15 protein-coding genes and 1 pseudogene are annotated in these 18183 nt (G+C 66.1%); 8 read left to right on the top strand and 8 right to left on the bottom strand.

Annotation, left to right across the window (positions count from 1 at the left end; all coding sequences use genetic code 11):
- Positions 1-6: 6 nt before the first annotated feature.
- Positions 7-1088, bottom strand: a pseudogene (locus tag DJ029_RS18500) (IS3 family transposase); the annotation flags it as partial.
- 895 nt (positions 1089-1983) lie between these two features.
- Here DJ029_RS18500 and DJ029_RS18495 point away from each other — a divergent pair.
- The 3 genes from DJ029_RS18495 (at position 1984) to DJ029_RS18485 (ending at position 3361) form a co-directional block, all read left to right on the top strand.
- The gene (locus DJ029_RS18495) at positions 1984-2397 is read left to right on the top strand and encodes a hypothetical protein (RefSeq protein ID WP_112323977.1); all 414 of its coding nucleotides are present in this window, start codon (positions 1984-1986) and stop codon (positions 2395-2397) included.
- A 321-nt stretch (positions 2398-2718) separates the two neighbouring features.
- Positions 2719-3069, top strand: a complete 351-nt coding sequence (locus DJ029_RS18490; RefSeq protein ID WP_112323976.1) for a hypothetical protein — start codon at positions 2719-2721, stop codon at positions 3067-3069.
- A gap of 91 nt (positions 3070-3160) precedes the next feature.
- The gene (locus tag DJ029_RS18485; RefSeq protein ID WP_157966441.1) at positions 3161-3361 is read left to right on the top strand and encodes a hypothetical protein; all 201 of its coding nucleotides are present in this window, start codon (positions 3161-3163) and stop codon (positions 3359-3361) included.
- A gap of 722 nt (positions 3362-4083) precedes the next feature.
- Here DJ029_RS18485 and DJ029_RS18480 read toward each other — a convergent pair.
- Positions 4084-6567, bottom strand: coding sequence for an adenosylcobalamin-dependent ribonucleoside-diphosphate reductase (locus DJ029_RS18480; RefSeq protein ID WP_112323974.1), 2484 nt, complete (start codon positions 6565-6567; stop codon positions 4084-4086).
- 210 nt (positions 6568-6777) lie between these two features.
- Between DJ029_RS18480 and DJ029_RS18475 the strand changes: the two genes are divergently transcribed.
- Together DJ029_RS18475 and yghX are read left to right on the top strand one after the other, a co-directional pair.
- On the top strand, positions 6778-7221 hold the full coding sequence (locus DJ029_RS18475; RefSeq protein WP_112323973.1) for a DUF1489 family protein: 444 nt from the start codon (positions 6778-6780) through the stop codon (positions 7219-7221).
- Positions 7222-7338: 117 nt separating this feature from the next.
- Positions 7339-8253, top strand: a complete 915-nt coding sequence (gene yghX, locus DJ029_RS18470; RefSeq protein WP_112323972.1) for a YghX family hydrolase — start codon at positions 7339-7341, stop codon at positions 8251-8253.
- Positions 8254-8301: 48 nt separating this feature from the next.
- Here yghX and panC read toward each other — a convergent pair whose 3' ends face one another.
- Genes panC through hisS form a run of 4 tightly spaced genes read right to left on the bottom strand, consistent with a single transcriptional unit; the run spans position 8302 to position 12428 of the window.
- Positions 8302-9144: a pantoate--beta-alanine ligase gene (gene panC / locus DJ029_RS18465; RefSeq protein ID WP_112323971.1), complete on the bottom strand. Its 843-nt coding sequence runs from the start codon at positions 9142-9144 to the stop codon at positions 8302-8304.
- Entirely contained in the window at positions 9135-9845 is a 711-nt protein-coding gene (hisG, locus tag DJ029_RS18460) for an ATP phosphoribosyltransferase (RefSeq protein ID WP_112323970.1), read from the bottom strand. Before hisG ends, panC begins: the two co-directional genes overlap by 10 nt.
- Positions 9839-10924: an ATP phosphoribosyltransferase regulatory subunit gene (locus tag DJ029_RS18455; protein WP_112323969.1), complete on the bottom strand. Its 1086-nt coding sequence runs from the start codon at positions 10922-10924 to the stop codon at positions 9839-9841. The genes hisG and DJ029_RS18455 overlap by 7 nt, the downstream gene beginning before the upstream one ends.
- Positions 10925-10928: 4 nt before the next feature.
- A complete protein-coding gene (hisS, locus tag DJ029_RS18450; protein ID WP_112323968.1) occupies positions 10929-12428 on the bottom strand; it encodes a histidine--tRNA ligase in 1500 nt (499 codons plus the stop codon).
- Positions 12429-12595: 167 nt separating this feature from the next.
- Here hisS and DJ029_RS18445 point away from each other — a divergent pair, with 167 nt between their 5' ends.
- Entirely contained in the window at positions 12596-13102 is a 507-nt protein-coding gene (locus DJ029_RS18445) for a cell wall hydrolase (RefSeq protein WP_157966440.1), read from the top strand.
- 25 nt (positions 13103-13127) lie between these two features.
- Here DJ029_RS18445 and DJ029_RS18440 read toward each other — a convergent pair whose 3' ends face one another.
- Positions 13128-13613 carry a flavin reductase family protein gene (locus DJ029_RS18440; protein WP_112323967.1) on the bottom strand — a complete coding sequence of 162 codons (486 nt, stop codon included), beginning with the start codon at positions 13611-13613 and terminating at the stop codon, positions 13128-13130.
- Between the two features lie 134 nt (positions 13614-13747).
- Between DJ029_RS18440 and DJ029_RS18435 the strand changes: the two genes are divergently transcribed.
- Complete coding sequence (locus tag DJ029_RS18435) at positions 13748-13960, top strand: SlyX family protein (RefSeq protein WP_112323966.1); 213 nt, start codon at positions 13748-13750, stop codon at positions 13958-13960.
- A gap of 41 nt (positions 13961-14001) precedes the next feature.
- Positions 14002-14625: an alpha/beta fold hydrolase gene (locus DJ029_RS18430; RefSeq protein ID WP_157966439.1), complete on the top strand. Its 624-nt coding sequence runs from the start codon at positions 14002-14004 to the stop codon at positions 14623-14625.
- Positions 14626-14659: 34 nt separating this feature from the next.
- On the opposite strand, the gene dnaE is transcribed toward DJ029_RS18430, so the two are convergent.
- Positions 14660-18103 (bottom strand): DNA polymerase III subunit alpha, encoded by a 3444-nt coding sequence (gene dnaE, locus DJ029_RS18425; protein ID WP_112323964.1) that lies wholly within the window; start codon positions 18101-18103, stop codon positions 14660-14662.
- Positions 18104-18183 lie beyond the last annotated feature (80 nt).

Below are 18183 nucleotides of genomic sequence, written 5' to 3'. Positions count from 1 at the left end.
AGTTTCCTAGACACCTGCCTCGCGCAGTTTCTGCTGTCTGATTTCGAAGTCAACGGGTGACAGTATGCCGTTGTTCGTGTGCTTGCGTTTCGGGTTTTGGAACAGCTCAATGTCTTCGAATACGTCGCGCCTTGCATCGTCCCTTGTGAGATATGTCCGGCGTCGGATACGTTCTCTCTTCAGGAGCTGGAAGAAGCTTTCGGCGACCGCGTTGTCATGGCAGTTCCCTCGTCGGCTCATACTGGGTTGGAGGTTGTGTTGGCGCAGGATCATTTGCCATTCGCGGCTGGTGAACTGGGAACCCTGGTCTGAGTGCACCGTGACACGGTTGTTGGGTTTTCGCCGCCATACCGCCATCAGCCGTGCCTGCAAGGCGAGGTCGGTGGTCTTGCGGGATTGGGCAAACCAGCCAACCTCGCGGCGCGAGAACAGATCAATGACGACGCAGAGGTACAGCCAGCCTTCGTGGGTCTTGATGCAAGTGATATCGGTCACCCAGACCTGATCGGGCTGAGAGGCTTGGAAACGCTGCTCCAGCCTGTTCTCGGCCACGATGGCTGGTTTGCCGCCATATCGGCCAGGACGGCGTCTGTAGCCAACTTGAGCGGCAATCCCGGCCAGCGATGCCAGCCGCGCCACCCGGTTCTCCGAAATGCGTTCGCCCTGATCGCGCAGATCGTCGGTCAGCGTCCTATACCCATAGACCTTACCGCTCTCGGCCCATGCCTGTCGGATCAATACAGTCTGGCGGATATCCTCCTGCGCACGGTGGCTTAACGGGTCCTTAAGCCAGGCGTAGAAACCGGAGAAATGGACCCGCAGCACCCGGCACATGGCCCGGACGCCGAACTCCTCGCGATGCGCCCGGAAGAAGGCGTACTTCATTGGGACTCGCGCGCGAAGTACGCCGTTGCCTTTTTTAGGATGTCGCGCTCCTCGATGACCAGGGCCAGCTCGCGCTTCAGACGCCGGCTCTCGGATTCGTGGTCCACTCCCAGCTTCGGCGAGGGCTCCGCGAAGAGCTTCAGCCACTAGTAGAGAAAATAAATGCTGACGCCCAAACGCTTGGACACCTCCCGCACCGGATAGACAGGAAGGCAAAGTCGGAGTTCCTTAACCTGTCGGCGTCGGCGTTAAGTTTCAGAGTAACCGTTTCGCAATAGTGCGCGCCGACGGACCTGGGTCGTCGGGCAATGGGCTTCATCCGGCACCATCCTGTGAAATATGAACCTCGGTTGTCGACGTCAGAGTCGGGGCGTTTCGAGTGGCGTGTAATAACGAGCGCCACCGCGCTCCCATCGTGTCCGGTCGGTGGCCGGGAGTTCGAAGACCGCCAAGTCCGGCCCTCTTTGACAGACGTCATACAAATTGGTCTCGGATGCACGTTGTCGCGCCGGCTCACGCGGATGCCACCACCTCTGGGGACTGATCATATCCCCGCAGCGCGCCGCTTTATTGGTGATGCACAACATTTCAAGAGCGGCCAGCCCCGCTGGATGTGGCGTTGCCTCCTTTTTCTTCGCTCATCGTGCGGTCCTCAACGGCATCTACATGCCGTCCGTCATGAAGAGGAAATGGAAGGGTCGAGTTCAGGCAGAAACATTTTCCCGCAGACTGCCGCAAAATGTTCCTCCGCACCTCGCGGAGACGACTCCTCGTGATCCTTTTCGGCGCGCCCGAAGAAGTTTCCGGCGGGGCGAAAACCACGCGCTTCGGGAGAGGTACCACGGCCCCGGGCCAGTGTCGTCATCCGGCGTCATGGGGCCGGTTGACGACTTTGGCAGGGGAATTCCCAAGCACTTGCGGGCAGGACGAAGTTTTTTCTTCGTGCCGCAGGCCGTTGGCCAATCTCCATGTCTAGGGACGAGCTCAGTTGCCGGTGAGGCCCAAGAACAGACGGGAGGCTCATTCCGGCGAACCGAAACTCGGACAGGCTTGATGCTGCCGCGATTGGCAAACGCGCAACAAACAGGAGGACCCACCATGCAGTGCAAGCTCCCCAGGGAGACCCTGTCCGCAGATCTGCAACTCGCTGCCGTCCGCGCGCATTTCGACAAGCACGGATCGGCACTGTGCACCGCCGCGGGGCTGATCGACGGCGAGGCCGCAACGGCCCGCGTCCTGCGCCTGATGACCGGCTTGCGCGAAGCATCGCGCCTGGACCGGGCGACTCGGCGCAAGCTCGTTGATCTGCACTGGCTCCTGTCCCTCGATCTGGTTGGCGATAGTCTCGACCCGGAGTTGTGGTCCTGGCCCCTCCTCGATCCCGCCAGCCCGGAAGTGGAAGAGCTCTGCCTGCTCACCGACCGGCTCTATGATCTTCTGGTCGAGATCGGAGAATTGGACGACGGGCGGGACGCGCAGGCGGTCGCCGTCCCTACGCGGAACGCGGCCTGAGCCGCAACGCCGGCCCTGCACGGATCGCACGACCGGCGTCATGCTCTCGGACCAACGCAACGTCTGATGCCCCGCCTTGCACGGACCTGGCACGCCGTCGGCGGTGCGACGCGACAGCCGAAAATAGTTTGTGCACACGGCAGATTTCTTCTTCGTCATCCAAAAGAACGACCAATGTTCTCTTCACCAGCACCCGAAACCAGTCCCCGCAACCACCCGAGAGGAATCTGCCAACGCCCGACTTCTCCCCCGCGACGGAACATGACACCGACGAACCAGGCACACCAAACCTTTTCCGCCACCGCATGAAGGGAGAACAACATGCTCAACACTACCACACTCAACACCGCCGAGGCCGGTCTCGGCACCACCTACACGGTAGAGCAGCACCTCCGCCGCCACGGCGCGAGTCTGTGCGACCTGCTCGACGCGCTCGATGATCCGAGCGGGTTCGCGGCGCTCTGCGACCTGCATGGCGCCTTCGGGCAGCCGATCCCCAATACCGATATCGTCGAGGCCGCGCTGCGCGATATCCAGCGCATCCTGGCCGACCAAGCACCGTCTTCGCTCAACCGGATCGGTCATGAGCGGGGCCTGCCAGCCTCCGACATGACCCGTTGGCATGGTGCGCGGATCAGTGAACTTGTCGCGCGGTTCCGTCATGCCGACTGAGACCGGGGCACGCTGTGCCCTCTAGGTGGCGAGCCAGCGGCGCCTGAGTATCTACCTCGACGAATTCGGGATGGAGCAGGACATATGCGACGTGACACTGTGGCTTATCGAGATGCACGGCCTGTCTCGCGTCCACGTGTGGGTGGACCGGCACAACACGCAGATCGGCCGGGAGATCGCCGGCGTGACCGTCATGACCTCGCGGAGCCATCCAGCGCGGCTGATCAACGCGGCGCACGAGGCGTTTCTCGCGCTCGGCTACACGATCGAAGATACGCGCGCTGACACTTAAGGGCACCAGTTCTGCGACGGCCATCACTCGAAGCACGAGGCCATCTAGGCCTTCGCGCGCATCGAGCGCGCGTTACGACGATGGCGATCAGAATAGTAGACCAATAGATTGTTTGGAGAAGGGCGGCGAAAGCCGCCCTTTTTCGTGCCCGGTGATGTTGGACTTGCCAGCGGCCAACATACTGAGTCTCGTTCGCACGGCCAGGAATTCGATCGCGGTAGGAAACGCCTTCGATCGATGGGCCGCCACCGGCTGCACTCTTATCTGTCGTTGCGGAAGAAATCAGTCGGCCAACCGCGGCGGGATCGGGCCGCCTGACACGTGAGATGGCAGCGCTCAGCTCTTCGACCCCCTGAATTCATGGCAGATTACTGCGTTGTCAGCGTAGAATGGACACGAGAAGTTCCTTGCGCGCCGGACTGCGTGACGAAGGTCCGCGCATTCGGAATAGCGCTTTCGATCCGCGTTTGCTGCCAAATGCGACGCGACTGCGAAGGATCATCCTTGCGAAAGAAACTTCTGAAAACGTTTTGGCCGCGTGGCTCCCGGAACCATCTTCCTCGGGACAGAGTCGAACCCTGCACCCAAGGTGCAGGCTCGTAATACGGGAAAACCGGGCGTTGCCGCCCGTTGGTCGCGTTATGCTTATCAGAATGGCCAAAAAACCACCCCAAAAGGACAATTAGTCCTTTCAGTTTCAACACCGCGCCCGCCCCTTGACCTCAGCTGCACTTGGAGTGCCCGCAGGAGCCGCAGGTCATGCAGCCCTCGACCATGTGCATCGTGTACTGCCCACAGTTCGGGCATGCCGGGCCACGCCGTTCGCCCACGGCCATGGCGGCGAGCTGCGGGTCCGTCTTGGCCCCCTGCCCTTCGCCGCCGAGGAAGCCGATGGCGATCATGTGCCGCTCGATCACGCCCCCGATGGCGGCCAGGATCGAGGGGATGTAGCGCCCGCCCATCCAGGCGCCGCCGCGCGGGTCGAAGACGGCCTTCAGCTCCTCCACCACGAAGGACACGTCGCCGCCGCGCCGGAACACGGCGCTGATCATCCGCGTCAGCGCCACGGTCCAGGCGAAATGCTCCATGTTCTTGGAGTTGATGAACACCTCGAACGGACGGCGCTGGCCGCCGACGATGACGTCGTTGATGGTGATGTAGATGGCGTGCTCGGACTCGGGCCACTTGATCTTGTAGGTGTTGCCTTCCAGCGCCTCGGGCCGGTCGAGCTTCTCGGCGAGGTAGACGACGTCGCCATCGACCATCACCGGATCGCCGGGCGCACTAGGGGCCTCCCCGGCTGTTACATTACCCCCGTAAAGCAGCCATTGCTCCGTCGTTTGCAGCGTTCTAGCCAAGGCAGTCAGCAGTTCTGACTTTCTAAGGCTACGAATATCTCTTTCAATTTTGCTGAGAGTCGTCTGATCGCACCCAGTCATTTCGGCAATTTGCTCCTGCGTCAGGTTCAGCGCTTTACGCCTCTCCTTCATACGCGAGCCCGGCGTATCAGCAGAATCCACGCTCAACACAGAGCCGGTGACCGCGTTCGGACGGTAGGTCGTGCAACCCTTGCAGCCCTGGTCCCAGGCGGCCATGTAGACCTCCTTGAAATCGTCGAAGCTGATATCCTCGGGGCAGTTGATCGTCTTGGAAATACTGCTGTCGACCCAACGCTGCGCGGCCGCCTGCATGCGCACGTGATCCAGCGGGGCCAGCGTCTGGGCGTTCACGAAATGGTCGGGCAGCGGCGCGTCACCCTTCAGGTCGCGCCACATCTGCACGGCGTAGTCGACCACCTCCTCCTCGGTGCGCGAGCCGTCGCGCTGCAACACCTTGCGGGTGTAGGCATAGGCGAAGACCGGCTCGATGCCGCTGGAAACGTTGCCCGCGAAAAGGCTGATCGTGCCCGTCGGCGCGATGGAGGTCAGCAGCGCGTTGCGGATGCCATGCTCGGCCACCGCGCCGCGCACGTCGTCGTCCATGTCCTGCATCACCGCCGAGGCCAGGAACTTCTCGCGGTCGAACAGCGGGAACGCCCCCTTCTCGGCCGCCAGTTGCGCCGAGGTCAGATACGCCGCGCGGGCGATCCGCTTCAGCCAGTGTTCGGTCAGACGCGCGGCCTCCTCCGAGCCGTAGCGCGCGCCGACCATCAGCAGTGCGTCGGCCAGCCCGGTGACGCCCAGCCCGATGCGCCGTTTCGCGGCCGCTTCCGCCGCCTGCTGGGGCAAGGGAAAGCGCGAAGCGTCGACGACATTGTCCATCATCCGCACCGCCGTGGCGACCAACTCGTCCAGCGCGCCCTCGTCCAGCCCAGCGCCCTCGGCGAAGGGTTCCGGGACCAGCCGCGCCAGGTTGATCGAGCCGAGCAGGCAGGCGCCATAGGGCGGCAGCGGCTGCTCGCCGCAAGGGTTCGTCGCCGCGATCTGCTCGGCGTAGTACAGGTTGTTGCGCTGGTTGATCCGGTCGATGAAGATCACGCCCGGTTCCGCGTAGTCGTAGGTGGCGCGCATGATGCGGTTCCAGAGGTCCCGCGCCTCGAGCGTGCGATAGACCTTGCCGTCGAACACCAGCTCCCAGGGGCCGTCCGCCTTCACCGCCTCCATGAAAGCGTCGGTCACCAGCACCGACAGGTTGAACATCCGCAGCCGCGCGGGATCCTGCTTGGCGGTGATGAAGGATTCGATATCCGGGTGATCGCAGCGCATCGTGGCCATCATCGCGCCCCGGCGCGAGCCGGCGGACATGATCGTGCGGCACATCGCGTCCCAGACGTCCATGAACGACAGCGGGCCGGAGGCATCCGCCGCCACGCCCTTCACATCCGCGCCGCGCGGGCGGATCGTCGAAAAGTCATAGCCGATGCCACCGCCCTGCTGCATGGTCAGCGCCGCTTCCTTCAGCATTTCGAAGATGCCGCCCATGGTGTCGGGAATGGTGCCCATCACGAAACAGTTGAACAGCGTCACGCTGCGCTTCGTGCCCGCACCGGCGACGATGCGTCCCGCCGGCAGGAAGCGGAAATCCTCGAGCGCGGCGTAGAAGCGCGGCTCCCAGGTTTTCGGGTCGTCCTCCACCTCGGCCAGGGCGCGGGCGATACGGTGCCAGCTGTCCTCGACCGTGCCATCCAGGGGGTGGCCGTCGGCATCCTTCAGTCGGTACTTCATATCCCAGATCTGTTCGGCAATGGGGGCGGAAAAACGGCTCATGGCGACGGCCTTTGTTATACGTCAGTCGGGAAGGCGTTCTTAATACGTTCCCCCGCCGCCGTGGTCAATCGTCCGTGGCCCTGCCAGAACGCTTTACGGCCGCCTGAACACCGCAATATACGGCATGCGGCAGCGCGCCCACCCGCGAGATATTGAAACCCCTCCCCCCGGTGCTAGAGTCCGGGGCAGCAGGGAATCGCCGGGGGGCACATGGGCGCGGGCATCCATCTTCTGAAACTGTCGGTCGGCACGGAAAGCGTCGAGACGCTGGCCGCCTGGCAGGACACGGTCGTCGCGCGCAATACCCAGGCGGGCTACGGCGCGGTGGTCACGCACACCACCCGCATGTGGCCCAAGAAAGAGGCCGAGCTGCTGGACGGCGGCTCGATCTACTGGGTCATCAAGGGGGTCGTGCAATGCCGTCAGCGCGTGTTGCGGCTGGATGAGCGCCGGGGCGAGGATGGCATCCGGCGCTGCGCCATCGTGCTCGACCCGGCGCTGTTTCGCACCTCGCCCCAGCCGCGCCGCCCGTTCCAGGGCTGGCGCTACCTGAAAGCCGAGGACGCGCCACAGGATCTTGGCCCCTACCGCCCGGGCGAGGAGGCGTTGCCCTCCGAGCTGGCCAGCGAACTCGCCGCGCTCGGCGTCCTCTGAGCACGCCGCCCGCTGCCCGGGAACCCGGGCCAACGCACCCTCGCCATGGCTGCGCGGCGGACTATCTTCCGGGGAGAGCAGGCCAAAAGTGCCTGCCGACCAACACCGGAGGTACCCATGCCAGACGACCAGAATACGCCCGCGCAGCCGCGGATGAAGGCCAGCGACTTCGACCAGCGCCTGCTGGAGCTCTACGACGGATATGTTCACGGCAAGATGAGCAAGCGCGGCTTCCTCGACGCGGCGGCGAAATTCGCCGTCGGCGGGGTGACAGCCGCGGCCTTGCTGGAGCAATTGCAGCCCAATTACGCGCTCGCACAGCAGGTCAGCCCGGACGATCCCGGGATCGAGACGCAGCGCATCACCTATGCCTCCCCCGAGGGGCACGGCGATATCAAGGCGCTCTGGGCAAAGCCCGCCGGTGCGACGGAGCCTCTCGGCGCGGTACTGGTCGTGCATGAGAACCGCGGCCTCAATCCCTATATCGAGGATGTCGTGCGGCGCGTCGCCAAGGCGGGGTTCATCGCCATGGGCCCGGACGGGCTGAGCCCGCTGGGCGGGTATCCCGGCAATGACGAGGATGGCCGCGCCATGCAGCGCGAGCTGGACGGCACCAAGCTGATGCAGGACTTCTTCGCCGGGTTCGAGTTCCTGCACAACCACGCGGAAACCACGGATCGCACCGGCGCGGTCGGCTTCTGCTACGGCGGCGGTGTGTGCAACGCGCTGGCGGTAGCTTATCCCGAAATGGCGGCCTCGGTCCCCTATTACGGGCGGCAGGCGGATGCGGCCGATGTGCCGCGCATCCAGGCGCCGCTGATGCTTCAGTACGCCGGGCTGGACGAGCGGATCAACGAAGGCTGGGAAGCCTACGGCTCCGCGCTGGAGGAGCACGGCAAGGAATTCTCGGTCCATTTCTATCCGGACGTGAACCACGGTTTCCACAACGACACGACGCCCCGCTACGACGCGGACGCGGCAGAGCTGAGCTGGAAGCGCACGATCGCCTTCTTCAACACGCACCTGGGCTGAACCGGAAACCTTCGTCGGCGGGGCCGGTCCCGGCCGGCAGCGACTAGACTAGGCCGGAACCGGCACGTTGTCGATCAACCGCGCCGCGCCGAGCCGCGCCGCCACGAAGACCCGCGCCCCCCGCCCCGGCGAGGGGGCGAGGCGCAGCGTCTCGGCGTTGCGGCATTCCAGGTACTCGACCTGCGAGAACCCGGCGAGGGTCAGGGTTTCCTGCGCCTCGGCACAGGCAAGCTCGGTCGGGGTGCCTTGCGCAATGCGCGCCGCCGCCTCGCAGATCTCGTGATACAGCTGGGGCGCCAAGCGCCGCTCGGCCGCGGTGAGGTAGCGGTTGCGGGTGGACAGGGCAAGCCCGTCGCTATCGCGCGCGGTCGGAACGGTGACAATATCTGTATCGATGTTGAGATCACGCACCAGCGCCTTGACGACAAGGCATTGTTGCCAGTCCTTCTCACCGAAATAGGCGCGTTCGGCGCGGGCGATGCACAACAGCTTGCACACCACCAGGCTGACGCCGTTGAAATGCCCGGGCCGGTTCTGCGCACACAGCACGTCTTCAAAGGCGGTGATGGATATCCGGGTGGAAAACCCGGGGGGATAGATCTCTTCCGTGGCGGGGGCGAAGACCAGCGCGGCCCCGGCCGCCTTCAGCAGCGCGATATCGGCGTCCCGCTCGGCGGGGTAGCGCTCCAGGTCCTCGGATTCGCTGAACTGCGCGGGATTGAGGAACAGCGTCGCCACCGGCAGATCCCCGGCGGCGCGCGCCGCCTCGACCAGGGCGGCGTGCCCGTCGTGCAGCCCGCCGAGCGTCGGCACCAGGCCGATCCCCTGCCCGTTCGCGCGCATCGCCCCGATCCGCGCGCGCAATGCCGGGATCGAGGTAATCACCTCCATGGCGCGCCCGCCGTCTCGGGCAGGTTCAGGGCCTGTCGCATGGTCGTCAGCACGGTCATCTCGTCTTCGCTCCAGGGGGCCGCCGTCGCGGCGAACAGCGTCGCCTGCGAGCGCAGGATCACCCCGTCCGAGAGGATCCGCAGATGGTTCGCGCGCAACGTATCCCCGCTGGAGGTGATGTCGGCGATCGCCTCGGCGGTTTCATACTTCACGGTGCCCTCGGTCGCGCCCTGGCTGTCCACCAGCTGGTAGTCCGCCACGCCGTGCTTGCGGAAAAAGGCCCGCGTCAGCGCGTGGTACTTGGTGGCGACGCGCAGGCGATGCCCGTGGCGCGCGCGGAAAGCGGCCGCCGCGGCGTCGAGGTCGTCCATCGTGTCCACGTCGATCCAGAAGTTCGGCACCGCGACCACCAGGTCGGCGTGACCGAAGCCCAGTTCCGCGACCTGGCTGACCGCGCCCGGGGCAAGCCGTTCCGCCACCAGGTCCTGGCCCGTCACCCCCATGTGGATGCGGCCCGCCGCCATTTCCCGCGGGATTTCGCCCGCGGACAGCAGCACCAACTCGACGCCAGACAGACCAAGGACCCGGCCGGCGTATTCACGCCCCGCGCCGCTGAGTTCCAGCGTGATGCCATGGGCGGAAAACCACTCGAACGTCTGCGCCTGCAACCGCCCCTTGGAGGGCACACCGAGCTTCAGCATCCCGCGGCCCCCCGCAATGTCACCAGCATCTCGGGGCGGATGATGCCCCCGACCGCCGGCACCCCGGCCCCACCGCCGAGCGCGCGGGTCAGCGCGTCATAACGCCCGCCGCTGGCGACCATGGGCAGGTCACGCCCCTCGGACAGGAAGCCGAAGACAAACCCGTCGTAATATTCCAACGTGGTGCGCCCGAAAGCGCCCTGGAACGGCAGCGTCGCGATATCGATGCCGCGCGCTGCAAGCGCGTCCAGCCGGGCTGCGAAGCGGTCCACCGCATCGGCCAACGGGGTGCCCGCGCACGCAAGGTCGCGCAACTGGCGCAGCGCCGCTTCACAGGGGGCGCGGATGGCCAGCAGCGCCTCGATCAGGTCGACGTCCGCGCGCGCGATGGGCGGGGTGCGGGCATCCTCGGCCAGCCTTTCGATGCGGGAGGCGACGTCCTCGGGTGTGCGCAGGCCAAGTGCGGGGCCTGCCGCGACGATCTGCCCGGCGATCTGCTCGGCGTTGAGGCTCACGAGTTCGGGCTTGCGCGTTTCCCCTGAGCTGTAGAGGCGCAGGAGTCGCTCAAACCGCTCGGGCCGCCAGAGGTGGCGGCGCAGCGCGGCACGGCGCGGCGCGGTGGTATCGATCCCGTCGATGGCGGCGATCAGCAGGCCGATATCGCCGGTGGTCGGATGCAGCCGCGCCCCGGCGACCGAATCCGCGATCAGCGCGAAAACCTCGGCATCGGCGGCGGCGGGATCGGTGGCGTCGAACACCTCGAACCCCGCCTGAAGGTATTCCCGCGCCCGCATGCTGCCCGGGGGCTGGCGGCGCCAGACCGGCCCGGCATAGGCGTAGCGCGCTGGGTTGCGGGCGCGCGCCATATGCGCCTGCACCAGCGGCACGGTGAAATCCGGGCGCAACATCAACTCGTCCGTGTCGTCGTGAGTCACGAAGGCGCGCGCGCGGATGTCCTCTCCGTAGAGGTCGAGCAGAACGTCGGCGGGTTGCAGAACCGGGGGATCGAAGCGCTCGGCCCCCGCCTCGCGGAAGATGTCCAGAAGCCGGGCGACCTCCGCCTCGATCGCGCGTTCCATGGCCTCAGCCCGCCCGCGCGATCATCTTGCGCACCTCGGAGACGAGGTCGGCACGCTTGATTTCCATCTGCGCGGGCTGCGCTTTCCAGTCCTCGTTCGTGGTGATGTTGGCGGCCAGCCGCGCGCCAAGGGCAAGGTCCTTGATCTGGACCACGCCGCGCGCCTGCTCGTCCGAGCCCTCGATCACCGCGACCGGGCTTTGGCGGGCGTCGGCGTATTTCAATTGGTTACCGAAGTTCTTGGGATTGCCGAGGTAGACTTCGGCCCGAATGCCTGCGTTGCGCAGCTCGGCCACCATCGCCTGGTAATCGGCCATGCGGGCGCGATCCATCACCGTGACGACCACGGGGCCCGAAGCGGTGTTCTGGCCCGCGCGCAGCGCAGCGGTCGCCGCCAGCAGACGGTCCACCCCGATGGAGACACCCGTCGCGGGCACCGCCTGGCCGGTGAAGCGCTTCACCAGGTCGTCATAGCGCCCGCCCCCGGCAACCGAGCCGAACTGGCGCTTGCGCCCCTTCTCGTCCAGCACGTCGAAGGTCAGCTCGGCCTCGTACACCGGGCCGGTGTAGTAGCCGAGGCCGCGCACCACGGAAGGATCGATCACGAACTGGTCCGCCCCGTAGCCCATGGCCGAGACGAGGGTGCCGATCTCTTCCAGCTCCTGTACACCGCTGCGCCCGGTTTCGGACCCTTCGACCAGCCCCGCCAGCGTCGCGATGGTCGCGGCGGCGTCATTGCCGCGCGCCTCCATAAAGCCGATGATCAGGTCCGCCGCGTCCGCGCTCAGCCCCGCGCCGTCGGTGAAATCGCCGCTCTCGTCTTTGCGACCGGCCCCGAGAAGGGCGCGCACGCCCGCAATCCCCAGCCGGTCCAGCTTGTCGATGGCGCGCAGCACGATGCCGCGCTGGGCGGCATGGGCGTCGGGGTCATTCGGGTCCAGCAGGCCCACGACCTCCATCACGCCGTTCAGCACCTTGCGGTTGTTGATGCGCACGATGTAGTCGCCGCGCTCGATACCCGCCGCTTCCAGCACGTCGATCAGCATGGCGCTGATTTCCGCATCCGCCGCCATACCCGGTGCGCCGACAGTATCCGCATCACACTGGTAAAACTGGCGGAACCGCCCCGGCCCCGGCTTTTCGTTGCGCCAGACCGGGCCGACCGCGTAACGGCGGTAAGGCGTGGGCAGGTCGTTGCGGTACTGCGCGAAGACACGCGCCAGGGGCGCGGTCAGGTCATAGCGCAGCGCCATCCAGGCCTCGTCCTCGTCCTGCCAGGCGAAGACGCCGGCGTTGGGACGGTCCACGTCAGGCAGGAACTTGCCCAGCGCCTCGACCGTTTCGACGGCGCTGGTTTCCAGCGGGTCGAAGCCATACGCCTCGTACACGTTGGTGATCCGGTCGAGCATGGCGCGGCGCGCGCGCACCTCGTCGCCGAAGTAATCCCGGAATCCCTTGGGCTGGATCGCCTTTGGGCGTTGCGGTTTTCCCGATGATTTGGCCATGCGCCACCCTGCCCTTGCTGCTCGCAGCGTCTCCTACCTCAGGCCCCCGTGCGGGGCAAGGGCGGGCGCTGCTCCGCCGATGGCGGGGCGGCGGCCCCCTGCGGGTTGCACGGCCGGTTTTGACGCCGGATAACCATGCCCAGCATCAACAACCCACCAGAAAACACATGATTCGCACCACTCTGCTCAAAGCCGCCACCGGTCTTGTCGCGGTGTCTCTTGCCGCCTGCACCCAACCCGCCCCCACCGAGCCCGAGGTGATCAGCCGCACCGCCAGCGGCCTGACCCTGACCGAGCGGGACGCGGCCTGCCTGCGCGAGGCGATTTACCACGAATCCGCCGCCAACAGCCTGGACGGCGGGCGCGCGGTGGCCCATGTGATCCTGAACCGCACCGTCGATCCGCGCTTTCCCAATTCGGTCTGCGGCGTGATCGCCGAAGGACAGGACCGGGGCAGATGCCAGTTCTCCTACCGCTGCGATGGCCGGCCTGAGAACTTTGCCGACCTGAAGAAGCTTGCCGGCGCCAACAAGGCGACCGAAGTCGTGCTCGCCAATCCCGAGGATGACCCCACATCAGGCGCGTTGTTCTTTCACGCCCAGTTCATGGCGCCAGGCTGGTTCGCAACGCTCAAACGCACCATCGTCGCGGGCGGCAATATCTTCTATCGCTGAGCCCGTGACGGCGGCGCGGGGTCGTTTACCTGCCCTCGCCCTGCTCCAGCAGGGCGTAGGCGCCGCGGTGGTACAGCAAAGGGCGGCTGGTGTTGTGGTGCATGCGCTGAACCTCGCCCACCACGATCAGGTGATCGCCCCCGTCATGCCCGGCCGCGTGCGCGCATTCGAAAACCGCCGCGCAGCCCGGCAGCAAGGGCACGCCGCCCAGCCCCTCGCCGATGTCGAGACCCGCGAAATCATCGCCCGAGCGCGCGAAACGGTCCGCGAGCGCGCGCTGATCCTCCGCCAGGACGTGAATCGCGAAGTAGGACGCCGCCTCGAAGGCGGGAAACCGCGCCGACCGGCGCGCGGGCGACCACAACACCAGCGGCGGATCGAGGCTGACCGAAGCGAAGCTGTTCGCTGTCATCCCCAGCGGCCCGCGCGCGCTTTGCGTCGTCACCACCGTGACGCCCGTCGCATAACATCCAAGCGCATCGCGCAGGTCGCGTTCGTCGAGGGTTGTCATGCCTACGTTTCCTTCCAGTCTTTACAGGGGGACATAGCGCGCCCGGCAGATACGTCACAAGGGCCGTTGCGTAATGGACGGGGCAGCGGCGTTGGGATAAACCTCGCGCAGCTCCACCAAACCGGAATGCACCCATGAGCGACCCTCGTCTGACCCGCCTGGAAGAAGCCCTGACCCACCAGGCCGACATGCTTGAGGATCTGAGCCAGATGCTGATCGCCCAGGGCAAGACGATCGAGCGGCTGGAGCGTAACGTTGCCCTGCTGCGCGCCCGCGCGGCCGAGGCGGAGGCGGATTCGGGGGGCGGTACCGTGATCCTAGCCGATCAGAAGCCACCGCATTACTGATGCCGGTGCGTCACTTTCCCCGCGTGGGTCACGGGCCGACCGTGATCCTGCTGCATGGGCTGGGCCGCACGCCGGTCAGCTTCTGGCGCATGCACCTCGCGCTGCGCCGGGACGGCTTTCACAGCCTGCCGATCGGCTATCCGACGCGGCGGCGCGGGCCGCCGCACCAGTTGGCGTCGGTCCTCGTGGAAAAGCTGCCGAGGCGCGGGCGGCTGCATTTCGTCGGCCACTCGCTGGGCGGGCTGCTGGCGCTGCACCTTGTCGCCACCCTACCCGACTCGCGGCGCGGGCGCGTCGTGCAGCTCGGCACGCCCAACCTCGGCTCTGAAATGGCGAAGCGCGTGCGCCCGCTCGAGCCACTGTTCGGCCCGGTGCTGGAAGCGCTCGAACCCCATAACTCTCCGCTGTCCTCGCCGGTGGAGATCCTGTCCATTGCAGGCTCCGCCGCGCCCGAAGCCTTGAGCAGGGTGACCGGGCTTAAGGGCCCGAACGACGGTGTGGTAAGCGTGGAAAGCGCCCATGCCGCGGCGCGGCCTGAAAACCGCCTGACCCTGCCGGTGATGCACACGCTGATGACCATGGACAGCCGGGTGATCGACGCCACGATCGACTTCCTGGTGCACGGCAAGCTCGATCCCAAGCGGGTCGCCGAGGGGTACGACTGACGCGCGGGACCGGTTCGCACACCGGACCGGCGCGTCAGAAATCCTCCACGTGGGCGACACCCGCCACATGTTTGATTGCCCCCTTGATCTGGGGCGTGATCGGGTACTTCCGGGGCAGCTCCACCTCCACCTCGCCAGGCAGTTCGGGGTGCATCAGGATCAGGTTGACCGGCCCCCCGACGCGGCCCGCCTCGGACGCCTCCTCAAGGCGGGAGGCGACGGAGCCGACCGCCGACGGATCGCTGAGGAAGATCTTCAGCCCCGCGGGCGCCGCCCCGGCCACCGCGTCATCCACGGGCTGCACGCCGCGCGCCAGCAGCTTCAGCTGATCGCTTTCCAGCGTCGCCTCGACCGAGAGCACCACGTTCTGTCCCGGCTCCAGCAGGTCGCGGTACTTTTCCAGCGTGTCCGAGAAGACCGTCACCTCGTAAAGCCCGGTCGGGTCGGACAGCTGCACGAAAGCGAAGCGGTTGCCGCGCGCGGACTTGCGTTCCTGCTTGCCCGCGACGGAGCCCGCCAGTTTCGCCGCCCGCGGCCCCGCCTTCACCTGTTCGCTCAGCGCGGCCAGCGTCGTGACGCGCTGACGCGCCAGGGGGGCCTGGTAGTCGTCCAGCGGGTGGCCCGACAGGTAGAAACCGATCGCCTGATGCTCCTGCCCCAGCCGTTCGGTGGGCAGCCATTCCTCGGGCTCGGGCAGACGGGGGCTCGGCAGGTCCGCGCCGCCATCCCCGAACATGGAGATCTGCGCGCTGGCCTTGTCTTCATGCGCCGCGGCGGAATAGGCGACGAGCTGGTCGACGCTTTCAAACATCTTGCGCCGATAGCTGTCGAGCTGGTCGAACGCCCCGGCGCGCGCCAGCATTTCCATCGGCCGCTTGCCCACGCGCTTCAGGTCCACCCGCCGCGCGAAGTCGAAGATGTCGCGGAACGGCCCGCCCTCTTCCCGCGCGGCTACGATCAGGCGCATCGCTTCCACGCCGACGTTCTTCAGCGCGCCGAGGGCATAGACGATCTTGCCGTCCTTCACGCTGAACATGGCCTGCGAGCGGTTGACGCAGGGCGGGATCATCTCGATCTCCAGCCGGTCGACCTCCTGCTTGTAGACGTTCAGCTTGTCCGTCAGGTGGATATCGCAATTCATGACAGCGGCCATGAACTCCACCGGGTAGTTCGCCTTCAGCCAGGCCGTCTGGTAGCTGACCACGGCATAGGCGGCGGCGTGGGACTTGTTGAAGCCGTAGTTGGCGAACTTGTCCAGAAGGTTCCAGACCTCAAGCGCCTTCTTCTCGTCCACACCGTTGGCCTTGGACCCTTCGAGGAACTTCGGACGCTCGGCGTCCATCGCCGCCTGGATCTTCTTACCCATGGCGCGGCGCAGCATGTCCGCTCCGCCAAGGGAATAGCCGGCCATCTTCCGGGCGATTTCCATCACCTGTTCCTGGTAGACGATGATGCCTTGGGTTTCGTCCAGGATGTCGTCGATCAGCGGGTGGATCGAGGCGCGCTTTTCCTGCCCGTTCTTGACCCGGCAGAAGGTGGGGATGTTCTCCATCGGGCCGGGCCGGTAGAGGGCCACCAGCGCGATGATATCCTCGATACAGTCGGGCTTCATCTGGCGCAGGGCGTCGCGCATGCCCGAGCTTTCCACCTGGAACACGGCGACCGTGTTGGCCGAGCTGTAGACGCCGTAAGCGCCGGGATCCTCAAGCGAGATCGCGCCGATGTCCACCTCGACCCCGCGCAGCTTCAGCAGGTCGATCGCGTTCTGCACAACGGTCAGCGTCTTCAGCCCGAGGAAGTCGAACTTCACCAGCCCCGCCTGCTCGACCCATTTCATGTTGAACTGGGTCGCCGGCATGTCCGAGCGCGGATCCTTGTAGAGCGGCACCAGCTCGTCCAACGGCCGATCCCCGATCACCACACCGGCGGCGTGGGTCGAGGCGTTCCGCAGAAGCCCCTCCACCTTGCCCGCGAAGTCGAGCATCCGCGCGACCACCTCTTCGCGGCGTGCTTCCTCGCGCAGGCGCGGCTCGTCGGTCAGCGCTTTCTCGATGCTGACGGGCTTCACGCCCTCCACCGGGATCAGCTTGGACAGGCGGTCCACCTGGCCATAGGGCATCTGTAGCACGCGCCCCACGTCGCGCACCGCCGCCTTGGACAGAAGCGCACCGAAAGTGATGATCTGCGCCACACGGTCACGGCCGTATTTTTCCTGCACGTACTGGATCACCTCTTCGCGGCGATCCATGCAGAAGTCGATGTCGAAGTCGGGCATCGAGACCCGCTCAGGATTCAGGAAGCGCTCGAACAACAGCCCGTAACGCAATGGATCCAAATCGGTAATCGTCAACGCATAGGCGACGAGTGAGCCCGCCCCGGAGCCCCGGCCCGGCCCCACCGGAATGTCATGGTCCTTGGCCCACTTGATGAAGTCGGCAACGATCAGGAAGTAGCCGGGAAAGCCCATGCCCTCGATGATGCCAAGCTCGAATTCGAGGCGCTTGTCGTATTCCTCGACCGGCGCGGCATGGGGGATCACCTCCAGCCGGCGGGCGAGCCCCTCCTTCGCCTGGCGGCGCAGTTCCTCCACCTCGTCATCGGCGAAGCGGGGCAGGATCGGGTCGCGGGTATGGGCGCGCCAGGCGCAGCGGCGGGCGATCTCGACCGTGTTTTCAATGGCTTCGGGAAGGTCGCTGAACAGCTTCTCCATTTCCGGGGCGGACTTGAAGTAATGCTGGTCGGTCAACCTGCGGCGTGGCGCGGACTGGTCGACATAGGCGCCCTCGGCGATGCAGATCAGCGCGTCATGCGCCTCGTAGAACGAGGGGTCGGGGAAATGCACGTCATTGGTCGCGACCAGCGGCAGGTCCATCGCATGGGCGAGTTCGACGAAGCCCGGCTCGGTCTGCGCCTCGGGCAGCGTGCGCCGCGCGCCGTTCTCGGGGTGGCGCTGCAGCTCGACGTAGAGCCGGTCGCCATAGATGCCCGCGAAACGCTCCATCAGGGCGCGCGCCGCCGCCTGCTGACCGTCCTGCAACAGCTGGCCCACCGGGCCCAGGGCCCCGCCGGTCAGGCAGATCACGCCCTGGCTGTGGGTTTCCAGCTGCTCCAGCGTCACATGCGGCAGCACATCGCTCGACCCGAGGTAGTAGGCCGAGGTCAGCTTCAGCAGGTTCTGATACCCCGCCTCGTCCTGGGCCAGCAGGACGACGGCGCGCGGCTCTGCCATCCGCTCCCCCGGGCGGGGCGCGGGACCGTAGGCCACCGGCAGCTGGCAACCGAGGATCGGCTGCACGCCCGCCCCGGCGGCGATCTCGGAAAATTCGAGCGCCGCGAACAGGTTGCCACTGTCGGTCACGGCGACCGCGGGCATCCCCTCTTTGGCGGCCATCTTGGGCAAGGCCTTGATCTGGATCGCCCCCTCCAGAAGGGAGTAGGCGGAGTGCACGCGCAGGTGAATGAATCGGGGATCGCTCATGGCTCAAGGCTAGCGCAAATGCCGCCCCCCTCACCACCGCGAAAGCGCCCCAGGGCGGCAATTTCGGCGCATGGCGAAAA

The sequence above is a fragment of the Oceanibium sediminis genome, from assembly GCF_003265325.1.
Taxonomy (GTDB): Bacteria; Pseudomonadota; Alphaproteobacteria; order Rhodobacterales; family Rhodobacteraceae; genus Halovulum; species Halovulum sediminis.
Note: the sequence above shows the minus strand (reverse complement) of the source record. Positions and strands in the feature narration are given on the sequence as shown.